Consider the following 11325-nt stretch of genomic DNA (forward strand, 5'->3'; position numbering starts at 1 on the left):
GGATCACATCCCCCAAACGGGGAAATCGATTGGGTGAGGGTGGACTGGGAAGAGACCGCCCGTTTTTGCCCCCACCCCCCTCGAAGAGCGGCCCGGAGCAGAACGAAGGGGGTACGGGGCCGCGTTCCTCATTCATCGTCGGGAACGTCCTGCTGCGATGGTAACGGCTTGGCCTCGATTTGCTCCTGATGGGAGATCAGGCGCTCATCCGAACGGGCCAGCCGGATGACGTAGCCGGGGGTGTCTAGCTGCACGCTGTTGTTGATCTGGACGTTGACCTGCGCCGCGCCGATGGTGTGGCTGCCTCGGTTCATGCCGTCCAGGTATTCAGCGGCCTTGAACTGGGTGCTTTCGTTCTTCGCGTCGAGCAGGCTTTCCATCTTCAGTAGCGCACGAGGGCGGACGCTCGTTCGCAACACCTCCATGCACTCATTCATGTAAGCCAGAGTGTTGGGCTTGGTGAGGGCGCGGCGAAGGCTCTCTTCGTGCATTCCTGCTTTTTTAGCCGCGTCGGATCGCTTGAGGCCTTCGAACACCATCAGCTCAACAGCGGTGCGTGCTTTCTCGCTGATTGCGGCCTCTTTTTTTTCTTCATCGGCTTTGAGGAGTGCTGCGGCGGATCGGGCCTTGGTTCCGTAGTCGGTGGCCTTCTTCGAGGGCATGACCATCGCTGTCTGTCTCTCGCTGTGCTCGTTGATCGCTTTCGCTCGCTGCCTTGGTCGGCGCTTCGCTTTCGCTATGGAGATGAGGCGTTGGCGAGAGCCGATGAGGGAGGAACGCCGCGCGATGGTGGCCGCTGTGGAGAACGGTTGTCAAAGCACAGGTTTTTTATTCAATGATTTCAATGTTGTTGATCATTCGCAACAATCCGTAACATTCCGTGATGGATATTTAATGTCTGTTTGGCCTGTTCGTTCGCCTATGATTCTCGGTGTTTAATGTCCTCAAATAGCGCAATAAAAGATATTTAATGTCTGTTGGGGTTGACGGACGGGGAGGGGTGTGCTTGTATGCGGATACCGGATGCCAGCCGGTTCCACTCACTCACAGAAGGACGATCCCCATGAACATTCCCGCTGATGGTTCCATCATCATCTTCGACCGCAAGATCAACGGCAGCTATTGCAGCGAGGGCGTGGCCTATCGCGTCAAGCACTACGGCAAGCGCACGGTTGACCTGCAGGACGTGAAGACCGGCTCTCATACTCAGGAGTGGGCCCACGCATTCGCCCGCTGTGTCTGGCACGTGGCAGCTTGAGGGAGGCGGACATGAACAACAGCATCGCCGCCTACAACGCAGGCATGAAGGCAGCCCGGTCCATGCTGCAGGTCGGACACAAGTTCGAAGGCTCGCTCCTGATCGCAGACGCCCTTGGATACAAGCGTTTCGAGCAGGAATGGGAATATGCCCTGCATGGCGCCAGCACCGTGATCGGAGAGTTTCGCGCAGTGTTCACGAACGCCGAGGGCGTGATTACCGGCCTCGAGCTGGACACGCGCCGCTGACATCAGGGCAAGGGCTTTCGAGCCCTTATCCGGTTGCCAGACCGAAAACCCCTCACAGAACAAGGACAGTCCCATGACCACGGACATCATTCGCAAAGCCTCGATTGAAGAGCTGGTAGCGCACCGCACGCGAGCCATTGAAGCGTTCGCCCAGGCAGAGGCAGCCATTGAGGCCGCCAACGCGGCGGCAAAGCGCGCAGCCCCCTCATTCCAATATGCAGGCGGTGCGCAGGCGCTGGCCTCGCCCAGCCGGTCGCGGTTCTCCTGCAAGTCGCAGGCGGAAGAATGGCGCAGGGGTGTTGACCGCGACTGCTGGAACAATCTGCTGATGGCGTCCGGCCTTGGCGCGCTGATGGGCGCTAAACAGAAAGGCGAGTTCCAAAAGCTGCTTGAGGACAACCCGCCGGAATTCACCGTCGAGACGGCATTCGCCACCTTTGCGGACAAGATGGGCAACGCAGGAGCGATCTTCAACGAGAGCGTGGTGAATGCGTTCAAGTCTGCCCCGAAGGGCTTCAAGTCGAACGACAGCTTCCATGTCGGCAGCCGCATGATCCTCGACTATGCCGTGTCGCACTACATGAACCATGCCACGTGGTACAGCAGCAGCTATGGCAGCCAAGCCATCGATATTGTGCGAGACCTCGACCGCATCATGCACCAGCTGGACGGCAAGCCGTTCGAGACTGATGCAACACAGATCGCCAGCGTGGCTATGCGTGAGGGCAAATCGGAGTGCGAGACCGAATATTTTCGGTTCCGCTGGTTCCGCAAGTCAACGATGCACGTGTGGTTCAAGCGTGACGATCTGGTGCGCGAGATGAACAGGATTATCGCTGATCACTATGGCGCCGTGTTGGGCCAAGCAGCCTGAAACGAAACGGCCGGGCGAATTGCCAGCGCCCGGCCACACCCTTGCGGGCGATCCTCACAGAAAGGATGCCCGCTTTTACCATCACATCAGGGTTTCGAGCAATGGCGCGCAAAGCATCAGTCGACCAATTGGCATTCGATTTCTTCGGTAACAACGCGACTCCCGCAACGCCGGCCGCACCGGTGGCCTTGCCCGATCCGGTGAAAGAGGCGCTGTTGGGCGCGAAGCTGGAGCACAACGAGTTCTTGCTGAACCTCAACCGCGGCCTAACCAGCAAGCTGCATGTCCCTTTCCCGTCTCGCCTATACCGGTTCCCTGTCGAGTTTATGGACCGCGACCGGACCAAGACAGCATCCAGCCAGCTGCTGTTGCGGCATCCGAGGCTGTGGGATTGCGAGTTTGTCGCGCCATTCCTTGAGGAGATCGAGCAGCGATCCGGCATCCGGGCAGTGTGGCAGGATCACGACGAGTTCGGCCGAGACCGTGGCGAGCTGCCCCGCTGGTGGCATGCTGTAGACCTGTGCAACAACAAGCACTGGTCACACCTGATGGACACGGCGCACCTGACAGGCACAGATGAAATCTTCCGTGCTGTCCGCTTCCACATCGAATGCTGCAGCCTATCCACCAAGACTGCCCGGCAGATCATGCGTCAGCTGGAAACCGAAGAGCCGGCGGACCGCAGCCGTGGCGCTATCCTTGGTGACGGCATGTCCCCGGGCCGTTGTCAGCAGGGAATATCACCGAACATCCGGCTGCGCGGGCCCGAAGGCGCTTGGCTTGCAATTCATGCGGTCGAGGATGGATACCTGAAGAAGCGCGGCAGCTTCATGATGGTGCCGCCCGACACCATGGCGGCCCGCGAACAGGCGAAGGCCGCATGACCATGGACTCGGTAACCGAAAATCTGCATGGTGCCGCGACTGCCAGCAATGCGGACTCACCCATGGACAAACCACCCCACGATGCACCGGAGCACCTGAAGGCCAGGTACTGGCGCGAGGAGGTGCTGGAGCTGACCCGCGATCAGCTGGCCGCGCTGACAGGCTTCAGCGCGTCGAGCATCAAGGATTTCGAGAACCCGTCAAAGGACATCGACCCGATGGCCCGGAAGCGGTACCGGCTCGCATGCGCAGCGGTCGCCATGGGCATCCAGTTCGACTGGCTCACCACGTCGCTCAAGATCCAGCAGCCGGTTCAGATCACGATCGGTCCGGACGCATAGCACCGGCCAGCGTTCGCAGCACTCTCCCCCTTTGCCTGATGCAGATCACGGCCCCGGGCCCATACTGCTCTACAAGGCTTTCGAATGCCCGTTTTGCTGCTATGCCATTGTTCGCGCCACCGAGAGCTTCCACGGCCTTCCCGTTGTCATCCAGCAGCTCAATCATGAAATTGAAGGGATCGTCATAGACGGGGGACTCTGAGCGCACGGCAAATCCTCGTATTGATGTTCTCATTTCGTTCGCCGCGAGGGTTGATTAACGTCCTGATCCATAAGCGGTCAAGCCTTGGCGCTCACAAATCGCGCCTGAGAAACGAGAACATCCACTGTTTGATTTCCAATGTGGCGGTTTGGATGACGGCGAAATCGCCCTTGTTTCGGCCCCGCGATTAGGCATAGTGCGCAGCAGGCAGCACCGGTTTCTTTTGGTGAAAGGTGCGCCATGACACACGAATTACTCCGCTTGCAGGTTTGGCAATTCAAGGGAGAGGCTAGCGGACAACTGGCAATGTCATATCTTGCCTTCTTGGCTCTCCTGTTCTTTGCGCTCGTCGCCTACTGGATCTGGATAAGGAACAGGCGCTGATAGAAGCTAAACCTGAGGCACGTCGGCCTGATCTTTCTTTCGGCGGGGCCTCCTCGGGATCTCCACTAGCACCACGCCGACCTTAAGCCCGCCAAGCCAGAGCGGGAACACATCTGGCCCCATGCCGCGCCCCTGGGGGCGACCGTAGTTTTCCAGCTTCGAGGCGTAGCCTTCCTGCATCCCGGATCGGGCATCGAGCTCCATGCTGCTGATCCCCATTGTGGACCGCCGCTTCACCATGGCGTCCACGAAGCCCTGATAATCGCTGATCACGCCCGAGATCGGCTTAAGCCCGTGCAGGCGATCCGGCAGGTCAGGATCTTCGCCGCCTCGTTCTGCTTCCCAGCGCGCTAACGCCAGTTCGCTGAAATACCGGCGCTTCCGGATCATGACGGAGGGCGGGAACGAAGGGTCTTTCATCCAGACGTAGAGGGTTGAGCGCGCGATACCGAACCGCTCGCACACATCCCCGATGTCGAGATATTTTTCGTTGCGCTGGGTGATTGCCATCTGTCCGAACCTGTCTAAACCTGTCCAAAGTTGTCCGATTTCACCACGCCACATCGGCATCAACGGGAGGCGATTTCGCTGAGCCCGGCGGACCGAACACTGCCGAGAGAATCCCGCAATACTTCGCACCAGGGGGCAGCTCCCGCCGCCGGCTCACCAGCTCGGCATGGCTTTCCACCGTGAACAGAAGGGCGCGCTCCTCTGCGTCCATGGCAGCGCGCGCCTCGGCGACCCGTTGCTCCACCAGACGCACCGCCACCGGCACCGGACGCTTGTCCTCGATCTGCATGCGCTCCTCGGCCAGCTGGACCTGCTTCTGAACATGGGCGGCATGCTCGCGGACCGCCGCGCCCAGCTCCGGCGCAGTGGGCGCCCATTTCAGGCTGAAGCCCGGCATCTGCCCGGTGCAGATGGCCTCAATCACCATCTTCACAGAGTGGCAGGGAAGGCCTTGGCAGGCGTCGATGTAGCTGTCCATCTTCGATGCCGGTGAACCGCTCTTCAGCTCGAGCGCGGTGAAAAGCCGGTTCAATTCCGTCGCCAGCTCCATGCTGGTAATCGGCCTCAATCGTGCGTCCATCGTCTCGCTCCTTCATGCGTTGCAATACCTTGCCCGTGAAATCCGCCATCGAGACGCGGCCCTGCTGGTCACGGTGCAGCCCGTCAGGACCGGGGGCGGCCCCGGGCGGTCCGCGCTGCACCATCGCCGGGAGATCGTTCCAGCGCTCCTGGTTGAGCCATGTGGCGGGGTTGCACCATGGCCGGTCATCCCGTTTGCCGACGTAGGCCCGCAGGCCGGCCATGATCGTTTCCAGATCGGCGCCAGCTCTTGCCTTGACGAACGCCTTGAAGGCGACCGGCTTGCCAACCTTGTTCGGGTAGTTGGGCCAGAACCGGCTATCGAACTCTTGCCGAAGATCAGCCTGCCGGGAGGCCATCGCGCCTCGCGCGATTCCCGGGGCTGGGGATGATGGTTGGGGGATTATAGGGGGGTGGGTCTGGGAGGGGGGATCAAGGGGGAAGGAAGAAGGGGAAGGGGCTGAAGCGTCTGAATAAGACGGTTCAGACGCTTTAAGACGCTTTTCAGACGCCTTGTTCTTTTCGTAGTACCGCCGATTCCGCTCTTGCCGTGCCGTCCTCTGGGTGCTGACAGCAGGCGCCATGGAAGCCTCCATCTCGGCAATCGCCGCGATCAGATCATCGCCGGTCACGCCGGCGGCCAGCAAGTGCTTCACGGCTGTGGCGATGACGGACATCAATCCATCTCCACTTCACGCGGCCGGCGCCGGGGCTTCATCGGATTTTCGCGCATGACGGTGATCAGGTGGCCGTCCTTGACCACATAGGTGATCCGGTCCAGGCGCACCTTGCAGTTGGCAAAGCCGCTATCCATGACCAGCTTCACCGCTGGGTGCAGGATCTCGTTGCAGATGTCATGGAGAGACAGGCGGGCGCGTTGGCAGCAGCGCAGCACCTTCAGGTTCTCCGGCAGCGTGTCGTCATCGCCGATCCACTCCTGAACCGGCAGGCGCATGACCCGCTCCATGTAGCGGAGAACAGCGTGGCTGGAGATGCGTTCATGCATTCGCGACCTCCCGGCCTATAAACCGTGGACCGCCGGAATGCTGGGAGTGGAAGCGATACCACGCACACGACTCCTTCCCGGTCATCTTCGTGCCGGGGATCCACTTCAGGCGGCCTACCGAGACGATATGGCTGCACTGATCCATGTACGGGGCGGACTGCTTGGTGTGGGCCCATTCCGCATCGAACAGGAGCCATGTCGGCGCCATCGCCTGGAAGCGCAGGATCATCTGGTGAAGGATATGCCGATCCCAAGGCACGTTGCTTATGATCGCGTCAAAGCTGGCGTCCTGATCGAAGGGATAGACGAGGGCGTCATACCCACAGGAGATATCGCCCTCATAGACGCATTCGAGCCCAGCCTCCTGCAACTGCCCAACAAGATAGCCTTCGCCGGCGCAGGGCTCGGCGAAGGTCTTAACGCCGCGAAGGTGCGGCAGCAGCTTGCGCACCGCGTTCGGATCGATGGTCTGATAGGCATCTCGGGCGATGCGGGGAAAATCGCTTCGGCGGCCCATCAGAGAAGCACCTTCGAGATCTTCATGGCATTGCGCTCGGATACCGTCCCGCGACTACGGGCAGCGCGCTTGTGATACTCGCAGTAGGACGAGCCCTCGGCCTGGCTGTGCCCGCAGAACAGCGTCTTGTCTTTCTCGCCCGACACCGGCCACCGGCAATCCAGACGGCCGAGCTCCACCAGCGTCATGTTGAGCGGCTCCGGCCTCAGCGCATCGGCCACCACAGGTTCACAGGTGATAGGCCGAGGGCTGGAATCGACCGCCCGAATTTTTGGCCGCTGCCGCGGAGGCCGGGCGACGGGAACTCTTTTCGGTCTCTGATCAGCCGGAGCAGGAGGCGGGCGGCGCTCGATGCTGGTGTCACGCATGCGCAGACGGGCGATCTTGCCAATCACCGAATTGCGCGAAACGCATCCGAGACGTTCGGCTATGACCGTCGCACTGTGTCCAGCAGCCCACAGCTGTTTCAGCGCGGCTGTGTTCTCTTCTGTCCATTTGATGTTCATTCGAATGCCTCAATAGACCAGCCGCCGCCGTCCTTCTTCGGAAGCGGGCGAACAGCGATAAAGCGAAGGGGAAAAAGATCAGCGGCCACCTTGATTTTCACGCGGGCGTCGTCCTGCCAGAAGCCTTTGACCTCGTGCATTTCGAGGTGGCCGGTGGACAACATCACGGCAAAATCGGGGGTGTAGAAGGTGTTGTCGGCGAGGCGGAACTTGAAGCAATCGAACTCGAACCAGACGACACGGCCGGCCAGCTTCTCGTTCTCCAGATGGGCTGCATAAGCTGCCTCGGTTTTGTTCATCTCTCCGGTTTTCAAGCGACCCAGAGCAAGGCGGCCGGAACCCGCCTTGTTCTGTATCCGGCCCCCGCCGGTCATCAAACCATTCCCAGGGCGGCCATGTAGACGTCGAGGATAGCTTCCTCTTCGAGCCGCTCGTTGGCGTCCTTCTTTCGAAGGCGCAGAATGGTTTTCATGGCCTTGGTATCGTAGCCGCGGCCCTTAGCCTCGCTGATGACCTCGCGGATATCGTCCGCGATGGTCTGCTTCTCCTTCTCGAGCCGCTCAATCCTCTCGATAAACTGGCGGAGCTCGGCAGCGGCGACCCGCTGAACCTCAGCCTGTCCAGTCTCCTCGTCCGAAAATGCCTCCACCTGAGCCGACTGTTTCGCTGCCGAGATGCCCGCGGCGTTCTGGGTAACGGCCCGTGCCGCGCTTGCCGGGATGCTGTCCATGATCCTGTCCTTTCGTGGAGGGTTACTGTTTCGACTGGTTGCGGGCGCCGAGCACCCACAGTGCTGCGTTCTTTGCTTCCACGGATCGGCGATGAAGCCAGCAGGAAACCCGCAACAGGATGTCGGCGAGGGTGGTGCGCATCACTTCAGCTCCTGCTTGAGGGTGTCGAGCTGCTGCCGGTGCCATTCCAGCCGCTGCTCAAGCTCGGCGATCTGGACGCCGCGCTCGAACTCCCGCCACCAGCGCGTCCCCGAGCCCTGCATGATCGACTGCAGGACCACGAAACCAGCATCCGACCGCAGGAGGTTCACAACGGCCTCGGCGCCCGGCTCGGTTCGCCCCTCGAGCCAGAGCTTGGCTGCTCGTTCGCTGATCTCAGCCCGGCTGGCGAGGTTCGTGGCGGTTTTCGACGGCCACAGAGTGCGAGCAACCCCGCAAATGGCGTCGACCAAGGGAATCCGGTTTCCCCGCTTTGGGAATCCAGAGTCCGAAAAAAGCGGCAATGATGTCCCCATCGAACAACCTTCCAGGAGTAACCAGAGATGAATTCTCAATCAGTCGCCGCGGCAAACGCCGCAGTGATCTTCTCAATCGGGATGGCGCTTTCGCCACGCGGCACGCATCGCACCCGTGAATTTCTTGAAGAGGTCGCCAACGAACTGCTGACCCTTGCCCCCACTCTCCCAGGCGATGCTGGTGAAGCTACGCGCAACACCGCCGAGCTTCTGATCGCGGCGGAGTTTCGGTGAGCTGACCGCATCCAGCCGGCGGCGCATGGTCTCGATGAAGGCAGAGAATTCGGACATCACGCCACCTCGCTTCCGGCATCAATGACTGGCGCAAAATCCAGCGGGCCCACGTCGATGTCTCGCTCTCTCGCCGCTGCGAGGATGGCCGGGATATGCCAGTGCGGCACGACACCGCCGGTGCCGCCTTTCTCCTTGGGCATCCGCCACCGCATGACGGTATGAACGGACACATCCGTCACCTCAGCCAGAGGCTTCAGACCCTTGAATTTGGTGATGATCGTGTTCGCTGGTTCGCATCTCATAGCGGCAATGTACGATAAACATACAGTGCGAGCAAGTAGCCATGTACGATAATCCTAAATGCGCCGATTTCTACGATGTGCGAAAATCGGACATGCGCGATGAAGTGTATCGAATCTATCTGGACTGGATCCGTAAGGGTCTGAAATCGAGTGGCAAAACGCAGACCGCGCTAGCCGCTCACCTGGGTGTGGCCCACCCCCAGATCACCATGCTCATGCATGGCAAGCGCAATTTGAAGGTTCATGAGATACCGAAGATTGCAGAATTCCTTGGCGTACCGCCGCCGAGCGTAGAGCTTCAGCCATACAGCGCGACACAGGTGCCGATCCGCAAGGCAGGCATCGTGGAAGCCGGCGCCTTCCGCGAGGTGGATGAATTCGACCAGTCGGAGCCGGAAGAAGAATACGGCTACCCAGATCCGCGCTATCCGAACGCTCGGCAGATGTTCTTCGAGGTGTCAGGCGATTCTATGGATGACCTACGCCCAGCGCCGATCTTGCCGGGAGCCAAGATTTTCTGTGTGGCCTATGAAGACATCGCACATAGGATCACGCCTCAGCAGGGCATGGTGGTAGTGGTTGAGCGCACGAGAGACGGCGGCCACTTCCGTGAATGGTCGGTGAAGCAGATCGAGATGTACGAGGATCGAATTGAATTCCATCCTCGCTCCACCAATCCGAAGCATAAGCCGATCATCGTCAGAAGCGATGCAGAGGCCGATAACGGCACCAGAATCGAAATTATCGCCCTGGTGCGCCGGATCGTGAATGACGTGCCGGAGATGTTCTAGGCACGCCCGACACCCGCGGTGAAGCCACGGCATGCTTCGGCTATCTCGGCCATGGTCCAGTTAGCTGGCGGATTACACATCCTGCTTTTCCCGTCATCAGCAAGATAATTCATGATCGGATACACTCCGAAGTCCCTTCCGTCTCCCACTGGAGCGAAGGGCGCGAGCTTGAACATGAATTGCGGAAAGCACCTCGTCAGATATCCGAGGAATTGTTCTTTCAGGTGGGTTAGTTCTGCTACGCGGTCAGCCGGCGGCACCACGATAAATTCAATCACATCAGAATCGCGCATGATTTACTCCATCGGTGATCTGGAAAATACGGCCGACCGTGCAAGAGCAGTGTCGGCAGTGATATCGCAGGCCATTTAGCGCCGCGTCCTCCGTCAGCTCCTCAATGTCCGAGGGAGCAAAATCAACCTGTGGGATGTCGAGCGGTAGGATGCTCTCGCGCATGCAGTTATCGCAGCGCAGGTGAAGAGCGAACCGAGCTTTGTATTCCAATGCGGCAAGACCCATGATGTTCTCCTTTCGTTCCAATGAAAGCAGAACTGCACGCGGGAGTCGAATCGATTCTTCCGAACGCTAACAATCACAGCCAACAACTAATATGTATGTTTATCGTACAAGACACCTTTACACAGATGTACGATTAGCATACATTTCCCCTCATCGAACTGGAGGGACTAGCTTATGCCAGACAAACATATTCCGGATAGCCGAGGCCGTTCCGTGCTTCCCGATGAAACCACCGGATCGCCCGACGCCGGGCTCTTCGCCGCCCGGTTCGCGGAGTACACCCTGATCTCGGCAATTATCTGCCTGTCGCTCATCGCGCTGATCGGTGTGAACGCCTATGTGGCGCTCGAGCGCGTCGAAGCCGCCTACCGGATCGAGCGCGTATGATCACGGCCCTCTCCCTTATCCTTATCGCCCCGCTGGTGCTGCTGATCGCAGACGCCCGCCGGCACAGCCGCAGAAAGCGGCTCTGATCCCTGCCGCCGTCCCCCGGCAGTGAAAGCAGCGGGCCGTGCCCGACCCCCAAGCGGCCCGCTGCACCCCAATTCAGCAGGAGATGAGCATGACCGAATTCGAGAGCTACACCTTCACGTTCGAATACACCCCGGCAGCAGGTGAAGTGCTGATCGAGGGCAGGGCGGTTCTGAAGGACGCGGGCGCGAAGAGCGACCACATGTTCATCGTGGATGTTGACGATATCGAGATCCGCGCCGAGGCGAGCACTCGGTTTGCAAAGGCAGAAGAGCGCATCTTCCAGAAGGCGCTGAAGGAATACGTCCGCGCTCGCATCCTGGTCGATCCGGCAGCGGACAGGGAATGGGCCGACCATCTTCAGGCCAATGGCTGGCGGCCACCGGACCCGTATCGGGAGCACCGGACAGACAACCACGCGCTGGCCGGCATCGCCCGCTAGCGCCCCACAAC

At 60.0% G+C, this 11325-nt stretch carries 22 protein-coding genes; 8 read left to right on the forward strand and 14 right to left on the reverse strand.

Annotated features, from left to right (window positions below):
* Positions 1 to 128 precede the first annotated feature (128 nt).
* Positions 129 to 668 (reverse strand): hypothetical protein, encoded by a 540-nt coding sequence (locus tag GGR23_RS19640; protein WP_183368023.1) that lies wholly within the window; start codon positions 666 to 668, stop codon positions 129 to 131.
* 395 nt (positions 669 to 1063) lie between these two features.
* On the opposite strand from GGR23_RS19640, the gene GGR23_RS19645 reads away from it, so the two are divergent.
* The 5 genes from GGR23_RS19645 to GGR23_RS19665 all read left to right on the forward strand — a co-directional run bounded on the left by GGR23_RS19645 (position 1064) and on the right by GGR23_RS19665 (position 3605).
* Complete coding sequence (locus GGR23_RS19645; RefSeq protein WP_183368024.1) at positions 1064 to 1258, forward strand: hypothetical protein; 195 nt, start codon at positions 1064 to 1066, stop codon at positions 1256 to 1258.
* An 11-nt stretch (positions 1259 to 1269) separates the two neighbouring features.
* Positions 1270 to 1506, forward strand: a complete 237-nt coding sequence (locus tag GGR23_RS19650; RefSeq protein ID WP_183368025.1) for a hypothetical protein — start codon at positions 1270 to 1272, stop codon at positions 1504 to 1506.
* Between the two features lie 73 nt (positions 1507 to 1579).
* Positions 1580 to 2380, forward strand: coding sequence for a DUF4942 domain-containing protein (locus tag GGR23_RS19655; RefSeq protein WP_183368026.1), 801 nt, complete (start codon positions 1580 to 1582; stop codon positions 2378 to 2380).
* A gap of 101 nt (positions 2381 to 2481) precedes the next feature.
* The gene (locus GGR23_RS19660; protein WP_183368027.1) at positions 2482 to 3264 is read left to right on the forward strand and encodes a hypothetical protein; all 783 of its coding nucleotides are present in this window, start codon (positions 2482 to 2484) and stop codon (positions 3262 to 3264) included.
* 62 nt (positions 3265 to 3326) lie between these two features.
* Positions 3327 to 3605 carry a helix-turn-helix domain-containing protein gene (locus tag GGR23_RS19665; RefSeq protein ID WP_183368028.1) on the forward strand — a complete coding sequence of 93 codons (279 nt, stop codon included), beginning with the start codon at positions 3327 to 3329 and terminating at the stop codon, positions 3603 to 3605.
* A gap of 592 nt (positions 3606 to 4197) precedes the next feature.
* On the opposite strand, the gene GGR23_RS19670 is transcribed toward GGR23_RS19665, so the two are convergent.
* The 11 genes from GGR23_RS19670 to GGR23_RS19720 all read right to left on the reverse strand — a co-directional run bounded on the left by GGR23_RS19670 (position 4198) and on the right by GGR23_RS19720 (position 9019).
* Positions 4198 to 4701, reverse strand: coding sequence for a helix-turn-helix transcriptional regulator (locus GGR23_RS19670; RefSeq protein WP_183368029.1), 504 nt, complete (start codon positions 4699 to 4701; stop codon positions 4198 to 4200).
* 40 nt (positions 4702 to 4741) lie between these two features.
* Positions 4742 to 5179, reverse strand: coding sequence for a hypothetical protein (locus GGR23_RS19675; RefSeq protein ID WP_183368030.1), 438 nt, complete (start codon positions 5177 to 5179; stop codon positions 4742 to 4744).
* The gene (locus GGR23_RS19680; RefSeq protein WP_183368031.1) at positions 5118 to 5957 is read right to left on the reverse strand and encodes a hypothetical protein; all 840 of its coding nucleotides are present in this window, start codon (positions 5955 to 5957) and stop codon (positions 5118 to 5120) included. Before GGR23_RS19680 ends, GGR23_RS19675 begins: the two co-directional genes overlap by 62 nt.
* Positions 5957 to 6286 carry a hypothetical protein gene (locus tag GGR23_RS19685; protein WP_183368032.1) on the reverse strand — a complete coding sequence of 110 codons (330 nt, stop codon included), beginning with the start codon at positions 6284 to 6286 and terminating at the stop codon, positions 5957 to 5959. Before GGR23_RS19685 ends, GGR23_RS19680 begins: the two co-directional genes overlap by 1 nt.
* Entirely contained in the window at positions 6279 to 6803 is a 525-nt protein-coding gene (locus tag GGR23_RS19690) for a hypothetical protein (protein ID WP_183368033.1), read from the reverse strand. The genes GGR23_RS19685 and GGR23_RS19690 overlap by 8 nt, the downstream gene beginning before the upstream one ends.
* A complete protein-coding gene (locus tag GGR23_RS19695) occupies positions 6803 to 7309 on the reverse strand; it encodes a GcrA family cell cycle regulator (protein ID WP_183368034.1) in 507 nt (168 codons plus the stop codon). The genes GGR23_RS19690 and GGR23_RS19695 overlap by 1 nt, the downstream gene beginning before the upstream one ends.
* Entirely contained in the window at positions 7306 to 7683 is a 378-nt protein-coding gene (locus GGR23_RS19700; RefSeq protein WP_183368035.1) for a DUF1064 domain-containing protein, read from the reverse strand. The genes GGR23_RS19695 and GGR23_RS19700 overlap by 4 nt, the downstream gene beginning before the upstream one ends.
* Positions 7683 to 7958, reverse strand: coding sequence for a DUF2312 domain-containing protein (locus GGR23_RS23305; RefSeq protein WP_343066709.1), 276 nt, complete (start codon positions 7956 to 7958; stop codon positions 7683 to 7685). The genes GGR23_RS19700 and GGR23_RS23305 overlap by 1 nt, the downstream gene beginning before the upstream one ends.
* A gap of 222 nt (positions 7959 to 8180) precedes the next feature.
* Positions 8181 to 8492 (reverse strand): hypothetical protein, encoded by a 312-nt coding sequence (locus GGR23_RS19710; RefSeq protein WP_210297026.1) that lies wholly within the window; start codon positions 8490 to 8492, stop codon positions 8181 to 8183.
* Positions 8493 to 8627: 135 nt separating this feature from the next.
* Positions 8628 to 8846, reverse strand: a complete 219-nt coding sequence (locus GGR23_RS19715) for a hypothetical protein (protein ID WP_183368037.1) — start codon at positions 8844 to 8846, stop codon at positions 8628 to 8630.
* Complete coding sequence (locus GGR23_RS19720) at positions 8846 to 9019, reverse strand: hypothetical protein (protein ID WP_246365913.1); 174 nt, start codon at positions 9017 to 9019, stop codon at positions 8846 to 8848. The genes GGR23_RS19715 and GGR23_RS19720 overlap by 1 nt, the downstream gene beginning before the upstream one ends.
* A 113-nt stretch (positions 9020 to 9132) precedes the next feature.
* On the opposite strand from GGR23_RS19720, the gene GGR23_RS19725 reads away from it, so the two are divergent.
* Complete coding sequence (locus GGR23_RS19725) at positions 9133 to 9882, forward strand: LexA family protein (RefSeq protein WP_246365926.1); 750 nt, start codon at positions 9133 to 9135, stop codon at positions 9880 to 9882.
* Here GGR23_RS19725 and GGR23_RS19730 read toward each other — a convergent pair.
* Positions 9879 to 10175, reverse strand: coding sequence for a hypothetical protein (locus GGR23_RS19730; protein ID WP_183368039.1), 297 nt, complete (start codon positions 10173 to 10175; stop codon positions 9879 to 9881). The genes GGR23_RS19725 and GGR23_RS19730 overlap by 4 nt on opposite strands.
* The gene (locus GGR23_RS19735; protein WP_183368040.1) at positions 10162 to 10401 is read right to left on the reverse strand and encodes a hypothetical protein; all 240 of its coding nucleotides are present in this window, start codon (positions 10399 to 10401) and stop codon (positions 10162 to 10164) included. The genes GGR23_RS19730 and GGR23_RS19735 overlap by 14 nt, the downstream gene beginning before the upstream one ends.
* 174 nt (positions 10402 to 10575) lie before the next feature.
* Here GGR23_RS19735 and GGR23_RS19740 point away from each other — a divergent pair, with 174 nt between their 5' ends.
* Both GGR23_RS19740 and GGR23_RS19745 read left to right on the forward strand, forming a co-directional pair.
* Positions 10576 to 10788: a hypothetical protein gene (locus GGR23_RS19740; RefSeq protein ID WP_183368041.1), complete on the forward strand. Its 213-nt coding sequence runs from the start codon at positions 10576 to 10578 to the stop codon at positions 10786 to 10788.
* A 175-nt stretch (positions 10789 to 10963) separates the two neighbouring features.
* Positions 10964 to 11314: a hypothetical protein gene (locus GGR23_RS19745; protein WP_183368042.1), complete on the forward strand. Its 351-nt coding sequence runs from the start codon at positions 10964 to 10966 to the stop codon at positions 11312 to 11314.
* Positions 11315 to 11325: the final 11 nt, after the last annotated feature.

This window comes from Gellertiella hungarica, from assembly GCF_014197145.1.
Lineage (GTDB): Bacteria > Pseudomonadota > Alphaproteobacteria > Rhizobiales > Rhizobiaceae > Gellertiella > Gellertiella hungarica.